Raw genomic sequence first — 20,697 nt, forward strand, 5'->3', positions numbered from 1 at the left:
CCGGCCCCTCCCCCGCCCCCCCCCCCGCCCCCCCCCGGCGCCGGCGTTGTCCTGCCCGCAGCCCCGGGCTCGGCCACCCGTGGCTCGACGGCCCGGTGCGGCTACCATCGGCCAGCATCGGCGGGCGCCCGCCCGACCCCCAGGCCAGGGAGCGAAACGTGCTGATCACCCACGACACCCGGTGTGCGCTCGACGCCGTGGTGGATCTGGTGAACACCGCACCGGAGGACGACACCACCCCGGACGCGCTGCCGGACGTCGCCGCCCTCAAGGATTTCGTACGAAAGCACGAAATCAGTGATGTCGGTGTGCTCTCCGAGTTCGACCTGTCGGCGGTGCGCAAGATCCGCGGACGGTTCGCGGGGATCTTCGCGGCGCCGGACGCCCGTACCGCGGCCGGGCTGATCAACGAGCTGGTCGCCGCCGCGGGCACCACCCCCCGGCTCACCGATCACGACGGCTACGACTGGCACGTGCACTACTTCGCGCCCGGAGCCTCGGTCGCCGACCATCTGGCGGCCGACTGCGGGATGGCGCTGGCCTTCTTCGTGGTGGCCGGGGAACAGGAGCGGCTGCGGCGCTGCGAGGCCCCGGACTGCCGCCGTGCCTTCGTCGACCTCTCCCGCAATCGCTCCCGGCGGTACTGCGACAGCCGCACCTGCGGCAACCGCCTCCACGTGGCCGCGTACCGGGCGCGCCGCAAGGAGGCGGCGGGCTGAGGCGGGCCTCGCCGGCCCGAGCCTCGTCCGCCGGCGGGAGGCCGTCGATGCCGACGCGGCCCCGGCGGGTGGCGCCGGGGACCGCGGGTACGGCTCACAGCAGCAGCAGATCGTGCAGCGAAGCCATGAGCAGCAGACACCCGATCACCGCCAGGAAGATCATCAGCGGTGGCTGGGAAAGGGCGAAGAGGCACCCGCGCGGCTCGTCCTGAGGTGGCGCGGCCTCGCTCTGTGTCGTGTCCAGCATCTCGCGGGCGATGATGACGCAGGCGGCGCGCGCCACGCGATCAACACGCCCGGATTGAGCGGGTGTTCGCCGAATTCCGTGATGTCGGTTTCCAGCCGTGATCACTTCCGCGCGTGCGCGGCTCGACTGTGTCGTTTCCGCTGTGGGGCGACCGTCCTGCGCTGGGCCGTTTCATGGGTGGCGGGCCGTTTCAGAGGTGACAGGCCGTTTCACGGGTGGCGGCGCCACGGGTGCCGTACCTGTCGGGTACGGCACCGCTTCATATGCCGTGCTTCTTGAGGATGGCCTCGATGTCGCTGAAGTCGTCGGTGGCGGTCGCCCGTGGTGCGGCGGCGGGGCGGGAGGCCGGGCGGGAGCCCTGGCCCAGAGAGGGCGCCGAGGCGGTGGGGGCCACGGCCCCGGTCTCCGCGGACCGCGCCGCAGCCCTGCGCTCCTTGCGGCTGCCGCCACGGCGGCGCTCCACGGCGCGGGTGGTCGCGAAGAGGGCCCAGGCCGCGCCGAGCACACCGAAGCCCGCCCAAGCCGTCGGGCTGAAGGCGGTGTCCGCGGCCCACTCGACGACGCCCGTCATCACCAGACCGAGCGGGACGAGGGAGTAGGCGGCGATACGGGCGGCGGTCAGGAAACGCTTGCGGTAGGCCGTGACCGCGGCGATGCCCAGGCCGGCCGCGGCGACGGCGGAACAGACGGTCTCGGCAATCATCCGGTCCTCCAGACACGGCACACACGGACAGGGACGGCGCGACTCGGCGCCACGGCACGGCAGCGCTTCGTCCCTTCCATCCTGCACCTGTGCGGTGCTCCCGGGCCATGCCCCGAGCGGACATCAGGGACATCTCCGGGTCGTCTCCTCCGCAGGTGCCGGTCGGCGTCGTACCGGCGGAGCGGGCGGTCCGGATTGGGGCGGCGGGCCACGGGCTGGGAGACTGATGGCATGAGCGACTCCTCCCCCGCCTCCGCCCCGGCGCCCGCACCCGCCCCTTCCGCCGTCGTCCTCGACGTCTGGTGCGAGCTGCAGTGCCCGGACTGCCGCGGCGCCCTCGACGACCTGCGCGCCCTGCGGGAGCGCTACGGCGACCGGCTGGAGCTGCGGCTGCGGCACTTCCCGCTGGAGAAGCACAAGCACGCCTTCGCCGCCGCGCAGGCCGCCGAGGAGGCCCTGGAGCAGGGGCGGGGCTGGGAGTACGTCGAGGCCGTGCTCGGCCGGGTCGAGCAGCTGGACCGTGCGGGAGAACCCTTCCTGGTCGAGGTCGCCGGTGAACTCGGGCTCGACGCCGAGGAGTTCGACACCGCGCTCATCGACGGACGGCACATCCTGATCGTGGACGCCGACCAGGCCGAGGGCAAGGCGATCGGCGTCACCGGTACCCCGACGTACGTCATCGGCGGCGAACGCCTGGACGGCGGCAAGAGCCAGGAGGGGCTGCGCGAGCGCATCGAGGAGATCGCCGACCGGCTGCTGGCCGAGGCGGGGTGAGTGAGCCCGGACCTCAGAGCAGGTTCTTGTACATCGAGTAGCCCACGGTCGCGTACCCCAGTGACTCGTACAGCCGCTCGGCAGGTGTGTTGCCCGCGAAGACGTTGAGGCCGAGCACCCTCCTGCCGGCGGCCAGCGTCTGAGTTTCGGCCAGCAGCATCAGGGATCGGCCGTGTCCCCGTCCGCGATGTTCCTCATGGACCTCGATGTTGTAGATGAACGCCTGCTCGTCGGTGAAGACGAGCCACAGGTCACCGACCGGGGTGCCCTCGTGTTCGAGGACGCTGATCCGGGTGTTCTCCGTCGCCAGGCCCCGCGGCAGCGACCGCGTGTGGTCCCGCTGGGACTTGGCCCGTGCCAGGGCCTCGGGCACGCCCCGGTCGATCCAGTCCTGCGCGAACTCCACGATGCCGTGCTCGCGCCACGGGCCGTACTCGGCCTCCGTCATGGGCCGGGCCCTGCTGCCCTCGGGCAGTGCGGGCGCGGCGGCGCCGAGCTGCTTCTTCATGCCGCGGTTGCGATGGACGTAACCGAGCGCCGTGGCGAGGCGCAGTGCGGCCGCGGAGTCGCTCGGCACTCTGATCTCGACCTGCCGGCAGCCCCAGCCCCGGGCCACCTCCTCGGCGGCGAGCGCGGCCACCGTGCCCCGGCCACGGCCGCGGTCCGGCTCCTCGATGTGCAGGCCGTCTATGTGGGCGACGGCTGTCCCGAAGGCGGGATCGGTGAAGAGGCGGACCGCTCCGACGGGCCGGCTGTTCACACACACCCGGAAATGGCGGGACAGAGCCCCGTCGGTGGCGCGCTGGAGCGGCTCGGTCGGCCGCAGGGTCGTGGTCATCAGGGGGTTTCTACCCGCCGTACGAGCCGAAGTCAGCCCATTTTCCCGGTCCCTTCACGGTCTCCCGGGGCGAGATCCCTAGGGGTCGAGGTCGTCGCCGGAGCGTTCGTCGAAGATCCGCATGGCCTTGGCGGTCACGGGTCCGGCCCGGCCCGGCAGTTCGCGGTCGTCGACGCGGTGCACGGCCTGGACGTCCCGCAGGCTGGAGGTCAGGAAGACCTCCTCGGCCCGCTGGAGCACCTCCAGCGGCAGATCGGTCTCCTTGGCGCCGGTCCACTCGACGGTCAACGCGCGCGTGATGCCCGCGAGGCAGCCGGAGGCGAGCGGCGGGGTGTGGATCTCGCCGTCGAGGACGACGAAGACGTTCGACCCCGTGCCCTCGCAGAGCTGCCCGACGGTGTTGCCGAACAGAGCCTCGGAGGCTCCGTGTTCGTGGGCGCGGGCCAGCGCGACGACGTTCTCGGCGTACGACGTGGTCTTCAGACCGGTGAGCGCGCCGCGCTCGTTGCGGGTCCAGGGGACCGTGATCACGGCCGTGGAGTCGGGACGGCGGCTGGTCTCGCCGAGGGCGACGACGAGGGTCGGGCCGTGATCGCCGCGGTCGGAGCCCAGGGGGCCGTGGCCTCCGGTGTAGGTGATGCGGAGGCGACCGAGCGGCATCGGGTTGGCCTCGATGACGGCGGCGCAGGCGCGGCGGACCTCGTCGTGGTCGGGGTCGGGCAGGCCGAGGCCGCGTGCCGAGAGGGTGAGGCGGTCGAGGTGGCGGGTCAGCGCGAACGGCCTGCCGTCCACCGTCTTCACGGTCTCGAAGATGCCGTCGCCCACGGTGAGCCCGTGGTCGAAGACGGAGACGCGGGCGGACTCGATGTCCTGCAGCCCGCCGTCGAGCCAAAGCTTCACTGGTCTCTACCTCGCAAGGATGTACCGGGCATCTGTCATCGGCCGGGGAGCCGGGGGTCGGCCCCCGGGTCGGCGCAGAACGTCAGTCCCTCTCCACTCACCTCGTACGTCCCCGACGCTACCGTGAGCAGCCGGGCCGCCTTCAGCTCGGTCTCCCGCCACTCCGCCTCGGGGTCCGAGCCCCAGGTGATGCCGGCGCCGGTGCCGAAGCGGAGCACTCCCTCGGCGCGGTCGATCCAGAAGGTGCGGATGCCCACGGCCAGCTCGCCGGTGCCGCGGTCGGCGTCGACCCAGCCGATGCCACCGCAGTACGGGCCCCGGGGCGCGGTCTCCAGGGCGTCGATGATCCTCAGGGCGCTCGACTTGGGCGCGCCGGTGACCGAACCGGGCGGGAAGGCCGCGTCGAGCAGTTCCGGCCAGCCCGCGCCCTCGCGCAGCTCACCGCGGACGGTCGACACGAGGTGGACCAGGCCCGGGTGCTTCTCCACCGCGCACAGGTCGGGGACGGTGACGCTGCCGGTGGCGCAGACCCGCCCGATGTCGTTGCGGACGAGGTCCACGATCATCACGTTCTCGGCGTAGTCCTTGTCGAGGAGGTCCGCCTCGGTCCGCCCGGTTCCCTTGATCGGCCCGGACTCGACGATCCGCCCGTCGCGGCGCAGGAACAGCTCGGGCGACGCGGTGGCGATCTCCACGCCGTGTCCGGGCAGGCGGATCGTTCCCGCATACGGTGCCGGGTTGCCGCGGGCCAGCAGCGCGGTCAGCGCGTCCACGTCGGCCCCGGGCGGGACGGGCGCGGACAGCACACGGCAGAGGTTCGCCTGGTAGACCTCGCCGGCCGCGATGTGCTCGCGTATGCGGCGGACGCCTGCCGTGTACGCGGCGCGGTCGAGGGAGGACGTCCAGTCACCGGCGGCGGGCCCCCGCCACTCCCCCGGCACGGGCGCCGGCACGGGCTCCACGCGTACGTCCGCGAAGCGGGCGCAGGCCAGACGGCCCTCGAAGTCGGCGCAGACGGCCCAGAAACCGGTGGAGTCCAGGGCCGCGGGATCGTCGGTGACGTCGAGGAGGCCGGTGGCGACGCGGCCGCCGAAGCGGGCGAGAGGAGGGAGGTCGAGCACGCTGTCGAGTCTAGGGCGGGTGTCTCCGGGGTGGCCCGGGCGTGTCCCGGAGGGGGCCTGGGCAGGTCCTCGGGGGAACGCAGCGCAGCACGCTGCGCAAACGCGTTTTTGTACTGGCCCAGGAATCCGCTAGAGTTCAACACGTCGCCGGGACGCGGAAGCCGACCGAAACGACAGGCGGACGTAGCTCAGTTGGTAGAGCGCAACCTTGCCAAGGTTGAGGTCGCGAGTTCGAGCCTCGTCGTCCGCTCGAAGGACGTAGGGATCTTCCCGGTCCCCTACACTCCTGGTGGAGTGGCCGAGAGGCGAGGCAACGGCCTGCAAAGCCGTCTACACGGGTTCAAATCCCGTCTCCACCTCCAAGGACGATTAGCTCAGCGGGAGAGCGCTTCCCTGACACGGAAGAGGTCACTGGTTCAATCCCAGTATCGTCCACTGGATCTTCGGATCCTCCCGCGCGATTAGCTCAGCGGGAGAGCGCTTCCCTGACACGGAAGAGGTCACTGGTTCAATCCCAGTATCGCGCACGCAGTACTCACGACCCGCGGGTCGTGGTCCCGAGGACGATTAGCTCAGCGGGAGAGCGCTTCCCTGACACGGAAGAGGTCACTGGTTCAATCCCAGTATCGTCCACACACCGGAGCCCCCGGCCGTCGATGCGGCCGGGGGCTTCTCGTTGTGCGAACTCAGCTGGAGAAGAGCATGTGGCCGAAGCTCTTGTGGCGGTTGTGGCCGTAGTGACCGCCGTGGCCGCCGTGCGGGGCGCCCCAGGCGGGAGCCGGCGGGGCGGGCGGGTAGGCCTGCGGGGCGGCCGGGGGCGGCGGGGCGGGCTGGGACCACTGGGACTCCAGGCGGGTCAGCGCCTCCAGCTCGCCGTAGTCGAGGAAGATCCCGCGGCAGTTGCTGCACTGCTCGATCTGGACGCCGTTGCGGTTGTAGGTGTGCATCGGGGCGTGACACTTCGGACACTGCATGGTTCGGCTCAACTCCTCGCCGGTCGGTCCTGCTTCGGGTATCGCCAGGACAGACTCTGTCCGGCTGCGGTCGGTTGCACCCTACTTCGCGGAGTTCGGCGCCAACTGCGGAGGTAGGGACAGCATTCGCGCACAGGCGTCGACGAGGCACTCCTCGACCTCGTCCAAGGGCCGGTTCCCCGCAAGCGCCTTGGTCACGGCGCGGGCCGCCGTCTGGACGGTGAGGGCGCGGGCCGGGACGTCGAGGGCCGGCCAGGGGTCGCCGTCGGCGGGGACGGCCGGGCCGTGCGCCTCGCGGTAGGCGGTCAGGAAGCGGGTCCACTCGTCGGGCGGGAGCAGGCCGCAGGCGTACCAGGCGGCGGGGCGGGCGAGGTCCCAGGCCGGGACGCCCACGCCGAGGTCGTCGACATCGATGAGACGCCAGGGGCCGTCGGGGGCGGGGTGGCGAACGAGCTGACCCAGGTGCAGGTCGCCGTGGCAGAGGGTGCCGGTGTCGGGCATGGGGGCCTCGGCACGGGCCCAGGCGGGGAGGCGGCTCCAGGCCTGCAGGACGGGGGCCACGGCGGGGTGGTGGCCGGCCTCGCGGAGGCGGGCCACGGCGTGGGCGGCCTTGGCGGGGCCGCGCATCGGGGGAAGGGGGATCGCAGGGGCGGGGGTGCGGTGAAGGCGGGCCAGCAGAGTGCCGGCCGCTTCCCAGGGGGCGGCGTCCGGATCGTCCGGATCGACCGGGGCGCCGTACGGCCAGAAGGTGACGAGCCGGCCGTGGAGCGGGGTGGGCGCCGGGGTGAACGGAGCGAGGAAGACGTCGGTGAGGTGGGCGGCAGCGGTGAGGCGGGGGGCGAGGTCGGCGGGGGTGGTGTCCGGGGCGTGGGCCTTGGCGACGGTGCCGGCGTGGCGGACGACGGTGGCGTCGGGGCGATCGGCGAGGGTGGCTGCGCCGCAGGGGCAGGTCGACGTGCGTTCGTGCGCCTTGGCCCGAGCTCGGAAGGTCAGCTCGGCTAGCAAGGGGGTGACGGTCACGGGGCTCCCTGGGCTTGCGGGTCTGTCGGCGAGGGTACGCAGGTGGGCTTCGCCGGGGGGTGTCGGGTGGGCGGGGTCGCTGCCGGGTGCGCCGCGCAGGCCGACGCTGGCGGGGTGGCGCCCTCGGTGGCGGGCCGCCCCGGGCGGGACGAGTGCCCGAGGTGTGGCGACACGGCGGGTGCCGAGTACGCCGGTGACCCTGCGGGAGGGGTGGTCCCGCGACTCGTGGTTGCGTCGGGAGCGACGGCAGGCCGGGTGCCGGGAGCGCATGGCTGCGCGCGAGGCGGACGCAGCGACGAGTGGGGTCGCCGGCGACACCACAGGCGAACCGTCGCGGCTGCACGCGGCTGCGCGCGGTGGACGCAGCGACGGGTGGGGGCGCCTGCGACCCCACCGGCGGACCGTCGCAGCGGCACACGGCTGCACGCGGGTGCGCGCGGAGGAACGGCAAGCCGGGCGCCGAGGAGGACCCGCGGCCGGCAGGCCGACGCCCCGGCGAGGCGCGCTGCACGCCGGGGACGGTACGGCCGGCCCAGAGCGCCGCCGATCGGGCACGGGGCCGTCGCAGCGGCCCACGGCTGCACGCGGGTGCGCGCGGAGGAACGGCAGGCCGGGCGCCGAGGAGGACCCGCGGCCGGCAGGCCGGCGTCCCGGCGAGGCGCGCTGCACGCCGGGGACGGTACGGCCGGCCCAGAGCGCCGCCGATCGGGCACGGGGCCGTCGCGGTTGCACGGGGAGGGTTGGGCACGGCCGAGCACCGAGGTGCCGTCGGCCACGCGTGCGGGCCGTCGGCGGCCGCGCACGGCTGGGGGGGCAGGCCTAGGGCGGTGAGGGGGCGGCGGGGGTTGGGAGTTGGGGAAAAGCAATGCCGGCGCAGCTCCCCAGCTGCGCCGGCATTTTTGCCGTCCGCCGCACCCCCGTCCCCACGGGGTTTCATATGGGTGGATGTCCCCGCCCGGACCGCTCTTCCGGGCCTGGGGCGCCGCTCAGCGCCCCAGCATCACGCCCACGGACGACGCCTGTGTGGCCACTGTCTCCCAGCCGTCGAAGACGAGGAGGAGAAGGGCCGCCAGGGGGAGGGCCATGAGCGTCGCCACCAAGGGGTGGCGACGGCCCTGACGGCGGGGACGCTTGGTGCGTCCCTGCGGGCGGATCAGTGTCCGCGGTGCCGTGTGGGCCATGGTCCCTCTCCTGACCGTTCTCGGTTTGTCGTTGGCAGCGGCGGGTGTCTGACCTCGGGGGACGAGTGCTGCACCCGCCGCTTGACCTCAAATCTAGGCGCGGGGGCCTCGCCGGGCGTCATGCCCTCGTACCGATTGCCGGGCCTCCCGGAGGATGAGCCATGACCTGCGGAGTACTCCCCTGGGTGGAGACGGCGACCTAGGTCTCGGGGTCTTCCCGGAGGGGTCGTCCGGTACGGCTCGGCTTTTCCGAGTTGTCCTCGCGGGGGACCGGCTGCTCGACCAGGGCGAGGACACGGTTCGCCATGAAGCGGGCCGTACGGACGACAGCCCCGGTACGCGTGACTTCGCTCACTTCCACCACCCCTCGGCGTACCGCCGTCTCCACGCGGCGGCCCGCCCTGCCGGCCACCACCTCATACGTCCGCGTCGTGTCGCCGGCGTCCACGACTATCTCCACTCGGTCACCCTTCACGGGTTCAATCCCCCTTCTGTGACAGGTGGTTGCGATCACAGGGCGGGCAAAGCACGCCTGTTCGCAGGTCCCTTGACCACCCTTCAATTCTCCCACCGGCCACTGACAATCGATCGGGCCGAGAGGGCGCGGCCTCTGCGCGCGAACGGCCGTGGAAACGTAAGCTGTGCCACGTCACACGGACCGGGCAGCGGGGATGAACATGGCGATGATGCGCCTGAGGCGCGAGGACCCGCGCGTCGTCGGCTCGTTCAAGCTTCACCGACGGCTCGGCGCGGGCGGGATGGGCGTCGTCTATCTGGGTTCCGACAAGAAGGGGCAGCGGGTCGCGCTGAAGGTGATCCGGCCGGATCTGGCCGAGGACCAGGAGTTCCGCTCGCGGTTCGCGCGTGAGGTCTCGGCGGCGCGGCGGATCAGGGGTGGGTGTACGGCTCGGCTGGTCGCGGCGGATCTGGACGCCGACCGGCCGTGGTTCGCCACGCAGTACGTGCCCGGACCCTCCCTGCACGACAAGGTCGTCGACGACGGGCCCCTCGGGGCCGCCGAGCTCGCGGCGATCGGGGCCGCGCTGTCCGAGGGGCTCGTGGCGGTGCACGAGGCGGGGGTCGTGCACCGGGACCTGAAGCCGTCGAACATCCTGCTCTCCCCCAAGGGCCCGCGGATCATCGACTTCGGCATCGCCTGGGCGACCGGGGCCTCGACGCTGACGCACGTCGGTACGGCGGTCGGTTCCCCGGGCTTCCTGGCGCCGGAGCAGGTGCGCGGCGCGGCGGTCACGCCGGCCACCGACGTCTTCTCGCTCGGCGCCACGCTCGCGTACGCCTCGACGGCCGACTCGCCCTTCGGGCACGGGAGTTCCGAGGTGATGCTGTACCGCGTGGTGCACGAGGAGCCGCAGCTCCACGGCGTACCGGACGCTCTGGCTCCGCTGATCAAGGCGTGTCTGGCGAAGGATCCCGAGGAGCGGCCCAGCACGCTCGATCTGTCGCTGCGGCTCAAGGAGATCGCGGCCCGTGAGGCCCAGGGCATGGCTGACGCGCGCCCGCCCGTGCCGCGGGCCGGTGAGGCGGACCGGCCGACCGGCCGGCTGGCCGAACCCGGTCATCCCGAGCGGACCCTGCGCCAGCCGGGCACTCCGGTGCCGCGGAGCGGGGTGCCGTCCTCGCGCGGGGCGGTGCCGCCTCGGGGCGGGACGCCGTCGCGGGGCGGGAGCACCTCGCGTGGTGGCGGGGGTGCGTCGTCGCGGTCCGGGTCCCGGCCCACCCCGGCGTCCAGGAACACCCCCGCGTCCCGGAACACCCCCGCCGTACGGAACACCCGTTCCGGCAGCGGAAGCCGGCCGGCGCCCCGCAGTGGGGCCGGCCGTGCGGCGCCGAGGTCCACGGGGACCGGACGGCGGCCCGCCAATCCGCGGCTGCTGCGGCAGCGGCTGTTCGTCTTCGTCGTCGTGACGCTGCTCGTGGCGCTCGGCATCGCCCTCGTCCAGGGCTGCGAGGGGCCGGCCCGGGGGCTCGGAGGCGGCAACGACCGCGTCGTACCACAGCAGCCGCAGGCGCAGGACGACGTACGGCCGGAGCGGCGCGACGTCCTGGGCGGGTAGCCCTCGTGGGCCGGGCCCCGCGTCTGCGGCATGATCCGCCGGACAGGCCCTAAGCCTGCGGGCGGCCCGTTGCCACCGCGTAGAAGGCGACCGCTGCCGCCGCGCCCACGTTGAGGGAGTCGACGCCGTGGGACATGGGGATGCGGACCCATTCGTCGGCGGCGACCAGGGCCTGGGTGGAGAGGCCGTCGCCCTCCGCGCCCAGCATGAGGGCGACCCTGTCCATCATGTGGGGGGCCGCCTCGTCCAGGCTGCGGGCCTTCTCGTCCGGGGTGAGGGCGAGGAGGGTGAAGCCGGCCTCGCGGACCGAGTCCAGGCCCTTGGGCCAGGTGTCCAGGCGGGCGTACGGCACGGAGAAGACCGCGCCCATGGAGACCTTCACGCTGCGGCGGTAGAGGGGGTCGGCGCAGTCCGGGGAGAGCAGGACGGCGTCCATGCCCAGGGCGGCGGCCGAACGGAAGATCGCGCCGATGTTCGTGTGGTCGTTGACGGATTCCATGATCACGACCCGGCGGGCCGTGCGCAGGAGCTCGGCGGCCGTCGGCAGCGGCTTGCGCTGCATGGAGGCGAGGGCGCCGCGGTGGACGTGGTAGCCGGTGACGCGTTCGGCGAGCTCCGGGCTGACGGCGTACACCGGGGCCGGGAGCTCGTCGATGACGTCGCGCATGACGTCGACCCACTTGGCGGAGAGCAGCATCGACCGCATCTCGTAGCCGGCTTCCTTGGCCCTTCTGATGACCTTCTCGCCCTCGGCGATGAACAGGCCCTCGGCGGGCTCGCGCTTGCGGCGCAGCTCGACGTCGGTCAGGCCGGTGTAGTCGCGCAGGCGCGGATCGGCGGGGTCCTCAACGGTGATGAGATCGGCCACAGGGTGATACTGCCTTGTCCTGGGTGTGGTGCCAACGGCTCGGTACGGGTTCTGTTACCCGGGGTTACGCCGACGTCCGCGGGCCGACGGTGACGACCTCGCCGATGACGACGACCGCCGGCGGCCTGACCTCCTGCGTGCGGACCGTCTCGGCGACCGTCTCGAGGGTCGCGTCGACGCGGCGCTGTGCTGCCGTCGTGCCCTCCTGGACCAGGGCGACGGGGGTGTCGGCGGGCTTCCCGTGCGCGACCAGGGTCTCGGCGATCCTGCCGATCTTGTCGACGCCCATCAGGATCACCAGCGTGCCGGTCAGCTTCGCCAGGGACGGCCAGTCCACCAGGGAGCGCTCGTCGTCGGGGGCGACATGGCCGCTGACCACCGTGAACTCATGGGCGACGCCGCGGTGGGTGACCGGGATGCCGACCGCGCCCGGCACCGAGATCGAGCTGGAGATGCCCGGCACGACCGTGCAGGGGATGCCCGCCTCGGCGAGCGCCTGGAGCTCCTCCATGCCGCGCCCGAAGACGTACGGGTCCCCGCCCTTGAGGCGGACGACGGACTTGCCCTGCTTGGCGTGCTCGATCAGCGCGTTGTTGATGGCCTCCTGGGCCATGTACCGGCCGTACGGGATCTTCGCCGCGTCGATGACCTCGACGTGCGGCGGGAGCTCGGCGAGGAGGTCGCGCGGGCCGAGGCGGTCGGCGATGACGACGTCCGCCTCGGCGAGGAGGCGGCGGCCGCGGACCGTGATCAGGTCCGGGTCCCCGGGGCCGCCGCCGACCAGGGCGACGCCGGCGGTGCGGGTGCGGTGGTGGGGCGCCACCAGGGTGCCGTCGCGCAGGCCCTCGACCACCGCGTCGCGGATGGCGGCGGTGTGGCGGGGGTCGCGGCCCTTGGCGTCGGTGGTGAGGACGGCGACGGTCACGCCCTCGCTCGTGCCGGTGGCCGGGGTCCAGGCGGTGGCCCGGTCGGCGTCGTCGGAGCGGACGCACCACACGCGGTGGGTCTCCGCCTCGGCCGAGGCTCGGGTGTTCGCGTCGGCGTCGCTGGTGGCGATCAGGGCGTACCAGGCGTCGGTGAGGTCGCCCTCGGCGTAGGGGCGCCGGTGCCAGGTGATCTCGCCGGCGTCCGCCATGGCTTCGACGGACGGGGTCGCTTCGGGTGACACGAGGTGGATGTCCGCGCCGGCCGCGATCAGTGCGGGCAGGCGACGCTGGGCCACCTGGCCGCCGCCGAGGACGACGACCCTGCGGCCGGTGAGGCGGAGGCCTACGGGGTAGGCGGGGTGTTCGGCCATGAGGGTGCGGCTCCTCCGGGGCTTGGCGGTGGCCCTGACGTGCAGATTTTAAGGGTGCGGGGTTTTGGCGGCTGAGGTGTCCGGTGGCTGGGCAGCGTGGCCGGGTGAGGGGGTTGGGTGGTTGTGCCCAGCCCGTTCCTCCCCCAGGCCTCGAGTGCCTGGGGGATTCCAGCGGAACGACTGCCCACAACCACGGTCGGCCGCCGGGCAACCGTCGGTCGCCCGGCCCCGCACTACACCCTCGCCCTACTTCTCCGTGACCCCCGCCGAGTCGAACGTCGCCACCTCGTGCATCGCCCGTGCCGTGCTCTGGACCAAGGGGAGTGCGAGCAGGGCGCCGGTGCCCTCGCCGAGGCGCAGGTCCAGGTCGACGAGCGGGCGCAGGCCCAGCTTGTTCAGGGCGGCCACGTGGCCGGGTTCCGCGCTGCGGTGGCCCGCGATGCAGGCCGCGAGGACCTCGGGGGCGATGGCGCGGGCGACCAGCGCGGCGGCGCCGGCGCTGACGCCGTCCAGGATCACCGGCGTCCGCAGGGAGGCGCCGCCCAGGAGGAGGCCGACCATCGCGGCGTGTTCGAAGCCGCCGATCGCGGCGAGGACGCCGATGGGGTCGGCCGGGTCCGGCTGGTGGAGTTCGAGGGCGCGGCGGACGACCTCGGTCTTGCGGGCGAGCGTCTCGTCGTTGATGCCGGTGCCGCGGCCGGTGACCTCGGCCGGATCGGCGCCCGTGAAGACGGAGATGAGGGCGGCGGACGCCGTGGTGTTGGCGATGCCCATCTCGCCGGTGAGCAGCGCCTTGTTGCCGGCCGCCACCAGGTCGCGGGCGGTCTCGATGCCCACCTCGATGGCCTGCTTGGCCTCCTCGCGGGTCATCGCGGGGCCGGTGGTCATGTCCGACGTGCCCGCGCGGATCTTGCGGGGCAGCAGGCCGGGCGTTGCCGGGAGGTCGGCGGCGACGCCGACGTCGACCACGCAGACCTCGGCGCCCACCTGGGCCGCGAAGGCGTTGCAGACCGCTCCCCCGCCCAGGAAGTTGGCGACCATCTGGGCCGTCACCTCCTGCGGCCAGGGGGTGACGCCCTGGGCGTGGACTCCGTGGTCGCCGGCGAAGATCGCGACGGCCGCGGGCTCCGGGATGGGCGGCGGGCACTGCCGGGACAGGCCGGACAGCTGGGCGGAGATGATCTCCAGCATGCCGAGCGCGCCGGCCGGCTTCGTCATGCGCTTCTGGCGTTCCCAGGCCTCGCCGAGCGCCTTGGCGTCCAGCGGGCGGACACTGGCGACCGTCTCGGCGAGCAGGTCGTGCGGGTCCTCGCCCGGCAGCGCGCGGCGGCCGTACGTCTCCTCGTGGACGACCCATGACAGGGGGCGGCGCTTGGCCCAGCCGGCCTGCATCAGCTCGGGCTCGTCCGGGAACTCGTCGACGTAGCCCACGCACAGGTAGGCGATGACCTCGAGGTGCTCGGGCAGGCCGAGGGCGCGGACCATCTCGCGCTCGTCGAAGAAGCTGACCCAGCCGACGCCGAGGCCCTCGGCGCGGGCGGCGAGCCAGAGGTTCTCGACGGCGAGCGCGGCGGAGTACGGTGCCATCTGGGGCTGGGTGTGGCGGCCCAGGGTGTGGCGGCCGCCGCGGGTCGGGTCGGCGGTGACGACGATGTTCACCGGGGTCTCGAGAATGGCCTCGATCTTCAGTTCCTTGAACTGCTTCGCCCGGCCCTTGGGCAGCGACTTCGCGTACGCGTCGCGCTGACGCATCGCCAGTTCGTGCATCGCGCTGCGGGTCTCGGCGGAGCGGATGACGACGAAGTCCCAGGGCTGCGAGTGGCCGACGGAGGGCGCGGTGTGGGCGGCTTCCAGGACGCGCAGCAGCACCTCGTGCGGGATCGGGTCGCTGCGGAAGCCGTTGCGGATGTCGCGGCGCTCGCGCATGACCTTCAGAACGGCCTCGCGCTCGGCGTCGTCGTAGCCGGGCGCGGCGGGGCCGGTGGGCTGTCGTACTTCTTCCACCGGGGCCGTGCTCTCTTCCTGGTCGGCGGCCCTGGTGTCCAGGTCCTCCGGGCTCTGTGCGACGTTCGGGTCGGGCTCGGGCAGCGCTTCCGGCGCGGCCGTGACCGGGGCCTCGCCTTCGCGGGGGGCGGGCACCGTCGGGGCGGGGGGCTCGGCCGCCGGGGCGACAGGGGCCTCGGCCTGTACCTCAGGGGTCTGCGACTCGGCTGCCTGCGATTCCGGTGCCTGCGGCCCGTCCGGGAGCACGAGGGGGTGCGGTGGGGTGGGAGCGAGGTGCGGAGTGGTGGGCACCGTGCCCTCCACCGGCACGAACCGGCCCAGGGGAGCCTCCGGTTGGGGCTCGGCGGGGGTGGCGTCCGCGGTGGGGGCGGGGTCGGTGGCGCCGGCAGGCGCGGAGTCGGTGGCGGCTGTGGGGGTGGGGGCGGGTGCGGGCTCGGTGGCGGGTGCGGGCTCGGTGGCGGGCACGGGCTCCTGCGCGGTCTCCGCATCGGCCGTCACCGGGACGGCGGGCGCATCCGGGAAGTGAGACGCCGGGTCCGCGATGTGGGCGGGCGCGGAGGGCGCGTCCGGGGAGTCCACCTGCTGGTCCGGCTGCGCGTCCGGGGCCGGGTGGCCCTCCGGCGCCGGCTCGACGGGCAGTTCCGCCGCGGACTGCTCCTGGGGGACCTGCTCGGCCTCGGCCTGCTGAAGGGCCGGCTCGGCGGGGTTGCCCTCGGCAGGAGCCAGGGAGGCGTCCGCGAGGTGGGGAGCCTCGGAGGCAGCGGGTACGGCGGGCTCGGCGCTCGCCTCGACGACGGAGCCCTGGGCGGGCGCTTCCGGGGCGGGGACGGCGGCCGCTTCGGGGACGACGGCGTCCGTGTCCTGGGCGGGAGCGACCGGCTCGGGAGCGGCGGGCACTGACTCGGGAGCGGCGACGACCGACTCCGGCGCGTGGACGGTCGCGGGCGCTGCCGCCTCGGCGGCCTGAGCCGGGTCGAGCGCGGGAGCGGAATCCGGTGCCTGCGCGGCGTCGGGAGCGGGAGCCTCGGCGGCGACGCCGGGCTTGGAGACCTCGGGGGTGTGGGCCGCGTCGGGGGCGGCTGCCTCGGGGGCGGCTGCGGCCACAGGCGCTTCGGGAGCGGGCGCCGCATCGGGAACGGGCGCCTCGGCGACGGCTCCGGGCACAGGGGTTCCGGGGGCGTGGGCCACGTCGGGTGCGGGTGCCTCGGAAGCCGCGCCGGGCGCGGGGGCCTCGGGAACGGTCGCCGTGTCAGGGGAGGTGGCCTCGGGGACGGTTCCGGGCACAGGGGCCTCGGCAGCGGGCGCCGCACCAGGGGCCGGCGCCTCGGCGACGGCGCCGGGCACGGGGGCCTCGGCAGCGGGCGCCACATCGGGAGCCGGTGCCTCGGGAGCGGAGGCCGGCAAGGGTGCCTCGGGAGCCTGAGCCGCCTCGGCCCCGGGTGCCTCGTCGGCCGGGGCCGACGCGGGCGTCGCGGGAGCTTCGGCGGCTTCGGCGGCTTCGGCGGCTTCGGCGGCGGGCGCTGTGGGAGCCTCTCCGCCGTCGGAAACCTGAGCCGCGTCAGGGGAGTTCGCCGCGGGCGCGGCCTCAGCGGCGACCGGCTGCGTCTCCTGGGCGGCCTCGGGGACCACGGCGGCCTCGTCCGCTTGCGCGCCCTCGGTTTCGGGCGCGGGCACCGGCACCGCGCCCGCAGGCCCGCCCACGGCCGGCGCGACGGCGGGCTCGGACACCTGGTCGGGGCCGGGACCGGACACGGCGACGGCAACCGGCTCCGCGGCCGGCGCACTCGGCGCCGCCTCCGCGGGCGCCGCGCCTCCCGCCGTGCTCTGCGGCGCGTCCGCACCCGCGGCCCGCGCGGCCCCGCCGGCGTACGCGGCCTGCGGCGCCGCGCCTGCGTGTCCGTTTTCCTCGCCCTGCGGGGCAGCCGTGGCCGCGATCGCCTCCGTCGCCACGCGGGCCACGACGGCCTGGGCCACGCCCACCGGCTCGGGCTGCTGCTGAGCTGCCGGAACAACCGTTTCCGCAGCCGCCGCCCCGGAGGCGACCGGCGTCTGGACCACGGCCTGGGCGCCCCAGGGGGCCGCGCCCTGCGGGGGCATCTGATGCTGCGGCGGAACGTCGAGGTACTCCGGGCCGGACGTGGGCGGACCGGGGTTGCGTACCGGCGCTCCGGCGGGGCCGCGGTCGGCGAGGGAGCGGACCGGGCTGGCGGAGGTGTCGGGGATGGGCGGGCCCAGGTGCAGGGGGCGGCGCGGTGTGATCGGCGGGATCGGCGTCGTCGGCGCGGTCGGCCCGGGCAGACGGACGGCGCTGAGGTCGACCGAGCCGCTGTCCCGGCCGGCCGTCTCGTGCGGGCCCGGTTCGTGCACGGCCTCGACCACCGGTTCCGGCGCGGGCGGCGCCACCTCGTTGCCCCAGGCGCTCTGGGCACCCGGCAGCAGCAACAGGTCTTCGTCCTCGGCGGTGGTCTCGGAGAGGTAGGTGTACGCCCCGGGCGCGGGTACGCCCGGCTGCTCCACCATGCCTGCGTTCTCCGGCAGCCCCTCGCCCGGGACCTGGCCGGTGTCAGTCATGCGTACCCCTCGCCCATCGGTTAGTGCTCCTACGACCAACTCACCCGGAACGGCGCACCGACCGCCCCGTAGTGAAGAACGAGCGTCCGCGCCCTGCGGCACGAACGACCCGCCCAAAAAAGACGACAAAGCCATTCAGTGGCATTGTCGCGGCCGTCGTCGCGTCGCGACACCTTGATCCGCGACGCTCCGCTGTGGACTGCGCCACGTTGCGCGCCCTCCGGTTCTGCCGTACCACACACACCCCAAAACGGATGGGTTTTCCGGACATTGACCGACGAAAAGCCGGGCGGCCGAATGCGGTACGACGATCGGCCAGCCTACCGCGCGCGGTACGACAACAGGATCACGGGGAGGGCGGAACGGGCTGGGCCGTACGGTCGGGCAACACCCCGCTGAGCAGGAACGCGACGCTGCGTTCCGTCTCCGTCCAGGCCCGTGTGTCGAGTTCGACCGCCTGCAGGAGGGCGCACTCGACGTGGTAGCCGTGTTCGGTGAGGTCGCGGCCGACGAGTTCGGCGGCGTCACGGGTCATGGCGTGGGTGACGATGCGCTGTGGCCGGCGGTCGGCGACCGCGGAGACCACGGCCACTCCCCCGCCGCCGACGCGGACGACGTCCGGTTCGGGCAGGTTCTCCAACACCTGCGGTGCGGTGCCGCGCACGATCTGGAGCTGCACGCCGAAGTGGCGCGCGGTGGCGTCGGTGCGGGCGCACGCCTCCAGGCGGCGGTCGACGGCGATGACGGCCGCCCCGGCCCGCGCGGCCTCGGTCGCGAAGGCACCGCTGCCGCAGCCGATGTCCCAGACGAGGTCGCCGACGCGCGGTCCCAGACGGGCGAGTTGGGCCGCGCGCAGCAGCTCCGCCTCGCCCTCGCCGAGTCCACCGCCGTACGCCTCGGCGGGCAGGGCCCAGCCGCGCGGGCCGGTGCCCGGGTCGCGGCCGGCGATCCAGCCGCTCTCCCCGGCGCCCACCGGGCCGGCGGGTCCTCCGATGACGATGACGACGTTGGGGTCGCGCCAGGTGTGGTCGGCGGCCTTGTCGGAAGTGACGACGCTGACCTGTTCGCGGTCGGTGCCGAGTTCCTCGCAGACGACGAAGGTGCGGTGGACGCCTTCCAGCAGCAGGCCCAGCTCGGCGGGGCCGGCGCCGGGCGAGGTGAGGACGGCGACCTTGGTGTGGGCTCGGCACACGTTCACCGCGCGTCGTAGGGTGCGCCGGTGTGCGACGACCACTTGGGCGTCGTCCCAGGGCATGCCGGCCCGGGCGAAGGCGGCGGCGACGGAGGAGACGGCCGGGACGACCTCGACCTCCAGGCCGAACTCGGGGGCGCGCAGGGTGCGTACGACGCCGAAGAAGCCGGGGTCGCCGTCGGCGAGGACCACCGCGGTGCCCCGGTGGCCGGCGATGCGACGGGCGGCGAGGGAGACGCTGCCGAGGCGGATGCGTTCGGCGGCGGGCGGTACCTCGGGCAGCGCCAGGTGGTGGGCGGCGCCGGCCACCAGCGTGGCGGCGCCCAGAGCGGAGCGGGCCGCGGCGGTCAGCGGCGAGCCGTCCCAGCCGATCACCGTGACGCGGTCGGCCATCGTCGTCAGTCTCCCGGGGTTCACGCAGGCAGCGGGCTTGGTGAGAGTACCTGGTCGAGCCGGTCCGGGCGGCGGCGGTGCCGCGGCCGGGGGGTCAGTTCCAGTCGGTGTACGACGGGTAGCCGCCGCTCTCCGCGAGTTGTTCCCCGGCGCCCTCCAGATCCTCCGGGAGGAGGCTCCACACGATGAAGTCGGTGCGCACCTCGGTCCAGGTGCCGTCCCCGGCGCGGGCGCGCGCTATGCAGGCGTTGCGCAGGACGCCCTCGCTGATACAGCCGATCTTCTGCGCGACCTGCTGTGAGGCGGTGTTGTCGGCGGCCGTGCGCAGCTCGATCCGCTCGAACTTCTGGTCGGTGAACAGCCATTGGGCGGTGGCCAGCGCCGCCTCGGAGGCGTAGCCCTCGCCGCGGGCCCAGGGGGCGATGATGTACGACAGTTCGGTGGATCGGACGTGCCAGTTGGTCTTGCCGAGCTGGATGACACCGACGAGCCGCTGGGTGAGGAACTCGGTGACGGCGAGGTCGAGGCCGCGGCCCGCGGCCCGTTCGGCGGGGGCGTACTCGGTGATCCAGCCGCGGGCGCCGGCCTCGGTGAAGGGCTGGGGGACGTCGGTCCAGGCCGCGATCTGCTCGTCGTTCATCATCTCGGCCAGAGCGGGCACGTCGTCCTCGTCGAGGGGACGCAGCACCAACCGCTCCGTGCTGATGGAGATGGTGGGGAAGGTGCTCGTCATGCGCCGCTCCGTAACCTTCGAAACCGTCGGGGGCCGACCTGCCTGACCGTCAGGCCCGCTGAACTGCCCAGCATGCAGCATGAAAGCACTGAACCGCACCACGGGGTCCACTCCAAGTGTTCGAGTGGACCCCGTGCGTACTGGTGGCGGTTCGGCCGGAGGTGTGCGGCGGGACCGCGCCCCGTTCTCCGGGTCAGAAGGACGCGATGACGGAGCCCGCGTACTTGTCCTCGATGAACTTCTTCACCTCGGCGGAGGTGAGGAGCTTCGCCAGCTTCTTCACGCGCGGGTCGTCCTGGTTGCCCTCCTTCACGGCGAGGAAGTTGCCGTACGGGCTGTCCTTGGCGGACTCCAGGACGAGGGCCTCCTGGGCGGGCTTGAGCCCGGCGGAGATGGCGAAGTTGCCGTTGACCACCGCGGCGTCCACGTCGTCCAGGGAACGCGCGGTCTGCGGCGCCTCGATCTCCTTGAACTTGAGCTTCTTCGGGTTCTCGGTGATGTCCTGCGGGGTAGCCGAGTTGCCCACGCCGTCCTTGAGGGTGATGAGCCCGTTGTCGGCGAGCAGTTTCAGGGAGCGCGCCTCGTTGACGGCGTCGTTCGGGACGGCGATGGTCGCACCGCTCTTCAGGGCGTCGGCCTTCTTGACCTTGTGGGAGTAGAGGCCGAGCGGCTCCAGGTGCACCGTGACGACGGGCACGATGTGGGTGCCGCGCTTCTTGTTGAAGTCGTCCAGGTACGGCTGGTTCTGGAAGTAGTTGGCGTCCACCGAGCCGTCCTCGGTCGCGGTGTTCGGCACGATGTAGTCCTGGAACTCCTTGACCTCCAGGTCGAGACCGGCCTTCTTCGCCAGGTTGTCCTTGACGTAGGTGAGGATCTCGGCGTGGGGGGTCGGGCTCGCGGCGACGATCAGCGGGCCGCTGGTGTCGGAGCCGGAGCCCTTGTCCGCGCCGCAGGCGGTGAGCCCGAGGGTGAGGGCTCCGGCGGCGAGGACGGCGGTGGTGATCTTGGCGGTGTTACGCACGAAAAGTGCCTTTCCTGATGGGTGGTGCGACCCCGTGGTTGGGTGAACGGGGAGTCTGAGAGGGGG

At 73.5% G+C, this 20,697-nt stretch carries 18 protein-coding genes and 5 tRNA genes; 8 read left to right on the forward strand and 15 right to left on the reverse strand.

Annotated elements, in window-relative coordinates:
- Nucleotides 1–158: 158 nt before the first annotated feature.
- Nucleotides 159–719, forward strand: coding sequence for a CGNR zinc finger domain-containing protein (locus tag ACPT94_RS38715; protein WP_360349809.1), 561 nt, complete (start codon nucleotides 159–161; stop codon nucleotides 717–719).
- A gap of 94 nt (nucleotides 720–813) precedes the next feature.
- On the opposite strand, the gene ACPT94_RS38720 is transcribed toward ACPT94_RS38715, so the two are convergent.
- On the reverse strand, nucleotides 814–1,002 hold the full coding sequence (locus ACPT94_RS38720; RefSeq protein ID WP_360349924.1) for a hypothetical protein: 189 nt from the start codon (nucleotides 1,000–1,002) through the stop codon (nucleotides 814–816).
- Between the two features lie 223 nt (nucleotides 1,003–1,225).
- Nucleotides 1,226–1,669 (reverse strand): hypothetical protein, encoded by a 444-nt coding sequence (locus ACPT94_RS38725; RefSeq protein ID WP_360349812.1) that lies wholly within the window; start codon nucleotides 1,667–1,669, stop codon nucleotides 1,226–1,228.
- 231 nt (nucleotides 1,670–1,900) lie between these two features.
- Between ACPT94_RS38725 and ACPT94_RS38730 the strand changes: the two genes are divergently transcribed.
- Nucleotides 1,901–2,443 (forward strand): DsbA family protein, encoded by a 543-nt coding sequence (locus ACPT94_RS38730; protein WP_360349815.1) that lies wholly within the window; start codon nucleotides 1,901–1,903, stop codon nucleotides 2,441–2,443.
- Nucleotides 2,444–2,456: 13 nt separating this feature from the next.
- On the opposite strand, the gene ACPT94_RS38735 is transcribed toward ACPT94_RS38730, so the two are convergent.
- The 3 genes from ACPT94_RS38735 to ACPT94_RS38745 all read right to left on the reverse strand — a co-directional run bounded on the left by ACPT94_RS38735 (nucleotide 2,457) and on the right by ACPT94_RS38745 (nucleotide 5,302).
- Nucleotides 2,457–3,284, reverse strand: coding sequence for a GNAT family N-acetyltransferase (locus ACPT94_RS38735; protein ID WP_360349912.1), 828 nt, complete (start codon nucleotides 3,282–3,284; stop codon nucleotides 2,457–2,459).
- Nucleotides 3,285–3,359: 75 nt separating this feature from the next.
- The gene (locus ACPT94_RS38740) at nucleotides 3,360–4,181 is read right to left on the reverse strand and encodes an aminotransferase class IV (protein WP_360349818.1); all 822 of its coding nucleotides are present in this window, start codon (nucleotides 4,179–4,181) and stop codon (nucleotides 3,360–3,362) included.
- 35 nt (nucleotides 4,182–4,216) lie between these two features.
- A complete protein-coding gene (locus ACPT94_RS38745) occupies nucleotides 4,217–5,302 on the reverse strand; it encodes a chorismate-binding protein (protein ID WP_360349820.1) in 1,086 nt (361 codons plus the stop codon).
- A 177-nt stretch (nucleotides 5,303–5,479) separates the two neighbouring features.
- Between ACPT94_RS38745 and ACPT94_RS38750 the strand changes: the two genes are divergently transcribed.
- The 5 genes from ACPT94_RS38750 (at nucleotide 5,480) to ACPT94_RS38770 (ending at nucleotide 5,935) form a co-directional block, all read left to right on the forward strand.
- Nucleotides 5,480–5,552: transfer RNA gene (locus tag ACPT94_RS38750), tRNA-Gly, on the forward strand.
- A 38-nt stretch (nucleotides 5,553–5,590) separates the two neighbouring features.
- Nucleotides 5,591–5,664 (forward strand) — tRNA-Cys (locus ACPT94_RS38755).
- Nucleotide 5,665: 1 nt separating this feature from the next.
- Nucleotides 5,666–5,737 (forward strand) — tRNA-Val (locus ACPT94_RS38760).
- Between the two features lie 20 nt (nucleotides 5,738–5,757).
- Nucleotides 5,758–5,829 (forward strand) — tRNA-Val (locus tag ACPT94_RS38765).
- Nucleotides 5,830–5,863: 34 nt separating this feature from the next.
- Nucleotides 5,864–5,935: transfer RNA gene (locus ACPT94_RS38770), tRNA-Val, on the forward strand.
- Between the two features lie 53 nt (nucleotides 5,936–5,988).
- Here the strand turns inward: ACPT94_RS38770 and ACPT94_RS38775 are convergent.
- The 4 genes from ACPT94_RS38775 to ACPT94_RS38790 all read right to left on the reverse strand — a co-directional run bounded on the left by ACPT94_RS38775 (nucleotide 5,989) and on the right by ACPT94_RS38790 (nucleotide 8,952).
- Nucleotides 5,989–6,276: a TFIIB-type zinc ribbon-containing protein gene (locus ACPT94_RS38775; RefSeq protein WP_360349823.1), complete on the reverse strand. Its 288-nt coding sequence runs from the start codon at nucleotides 6,274–6,276 to the stop codon at nucleotides 5,989–5,991.
- Nucleotides 6,277–6,357: 81 nt separating this feature from the next.
- Nucleotides 6,358–7,296: a phosphotransferase family protein gene (locus ACPT94_RS38780; RefSeq protein WP_360349826.1), complete on the reverse strand. Its 939-nt coding sequence runs from the start codon at nucleotides 7,294–7,296 to the stop codon at nucleotides 6,358–6,360.
- Between the two features lie 986 nt (nucleotides 7,297–8,282).
- On the reverse strand, nucleotides 8,283–8,477 hold the full coding sequence (locus ACPT94_RS38785; protein ID WP_360349829.1) for a hypothetical protein: 195 nt from the start codon (nucleotides 8,475–8,477) through the stop codon (nucleotides 8,283–8,285).
- A gap of 199 nt (nucleotides 8,478–8,676) precedes the next feature.
- Nucleotides 8,677–8,952, reverse strand: a complete 276-nt coding sequence (locus ACPT94_RS38790) for a DUF8836 family protein (protein WP_360349832.1) — start codon at nucleotides 8,950–8,952, stop codon at nucleotides 8,677–8,679.
- A gap of 196 nt (nucleotides 8,953–9,148) precedes the next feature.
- Here ACPT94_RS38790 and ACPT94_RS38795 point away from each other — a divergent pair, with 196 nt between their 5' ends.
- Nucleotides 9,149–10,552, forward strand: a complete 1,404-nt coding sequence (locus ACPT94_RS38795) for a serine/threonine-protein kinase (RefSeq protein ID WP_425247960.1) — start codon at nucleotides 9,149–9,151, stop codon at nucleotides 10,550–10,552.
- A gap of 49 nt (nucleotides 10,553–10,601) precedes the next feature.
- Here ACPT94_RS38795 and ACPT94_RS38800 read toward each other — a convergent pair whose 3' ends face one another.
- The 6 genes from ACPT94_RS38800 to ACPT94_RS38825 form a co-directional block, all read right to left on the reverse strand.
- A complete protein-coding gene (locus tag ACPT94_RS38800) occupies nucleotides 10,602–11,420 on the reverse strand; it encodes a TrmH family RNA methyltransferase (RefSeq protein ID WP_360349835.1) in 819 nt (272 codons plus the stop codon).
- A gap of 64 nt (nucleotides 11,421–11,484) precedes the next feature.
- Complete coding sequence (cobA, locus tag ACPT94_RS38805; protein ID WP_425247949.1) at nucleotides 11,485–12,717, reverse strand: uroporphyrinogen-III C-methyltransferase; 1,233 nt, start codon at nucleotides 12,715–12,717, stop codon at nucleotides 11,485–11,487.
- Between the two features lie 246 nt (nucleotides 12,718–12,963).
- The gene (gene cobT / locus ACPT94_RS38810; RefSeq protein WP_425247950.1) at nucleotides 12,964–17,292 is read right to left on the reverse strand and encodes a nicotinate-nucleotide--dimethylbenzimidazole phosphoribosyltransferase; all 4,329 of its coding nucleotides are present in this window, start codon (nucleotides 17,290–17,292) and stop codon (nucleotides 12,964–12,966) included.
- A gap of 346 nt (nucleotides 17,293–17,638) precedes the next feature.
- On the reverse strand, nucleotides 17,639–18,877 hold the full coding sequence (gene cbiE / locus ACPT94_RS38815) for a precorrin-6y C5,15-methyltransferase (decarboxylating) subunit CbiE (protein WP_360349843.1): 1,239 nt from the start codon (nucleotides 18,875–18,877) through the stop codon (nucleotides 17,639–17,641).
- Between the two features lie 94 nt (nucleotides 18,878–18,971).
- Nucleotides 18,972–19,610, reverse strand: coding sequence for a GNAT family N-acetyltransferase (locus tag ACPT94_RS38820; protein ID WP_360349846.1), 639 nt, complete (start codon nucleotides 19,608–19,610; stop codon nucleotides 18,972–18,974).
- Nucleotides 19,611–19,803: 193 nt separating this feature from the next.
- Nucleotides 19,804–20,631 carry a MetQ/NlpA family ABC transporter substrate-binding protein gene (locus ACPT94_RS38825; RefSeq protein ID WP_425247951.1) on the reverse strand — a complete coding sequence of 276 codons (828 nt, stop codon included), beginning with the start codon at nucleotides 20,629–20,631 and terminating at the stop codon, nucleotides 19,804–19,806.
- Between the last annotated feature and the right edge of the window lie 66 nt (nucleotides 20,632–20,697).

The sequence above is a fragment of the Streptomyces aurantiaciflavus genome, from assembly GCF_049808595.1.
Taxonomy (GTDB): domain Bacteria; phylum Actinomycetota; class Actinomycetes; order Streptomycetales; family Streptomycetaceae; genus Streptomyces.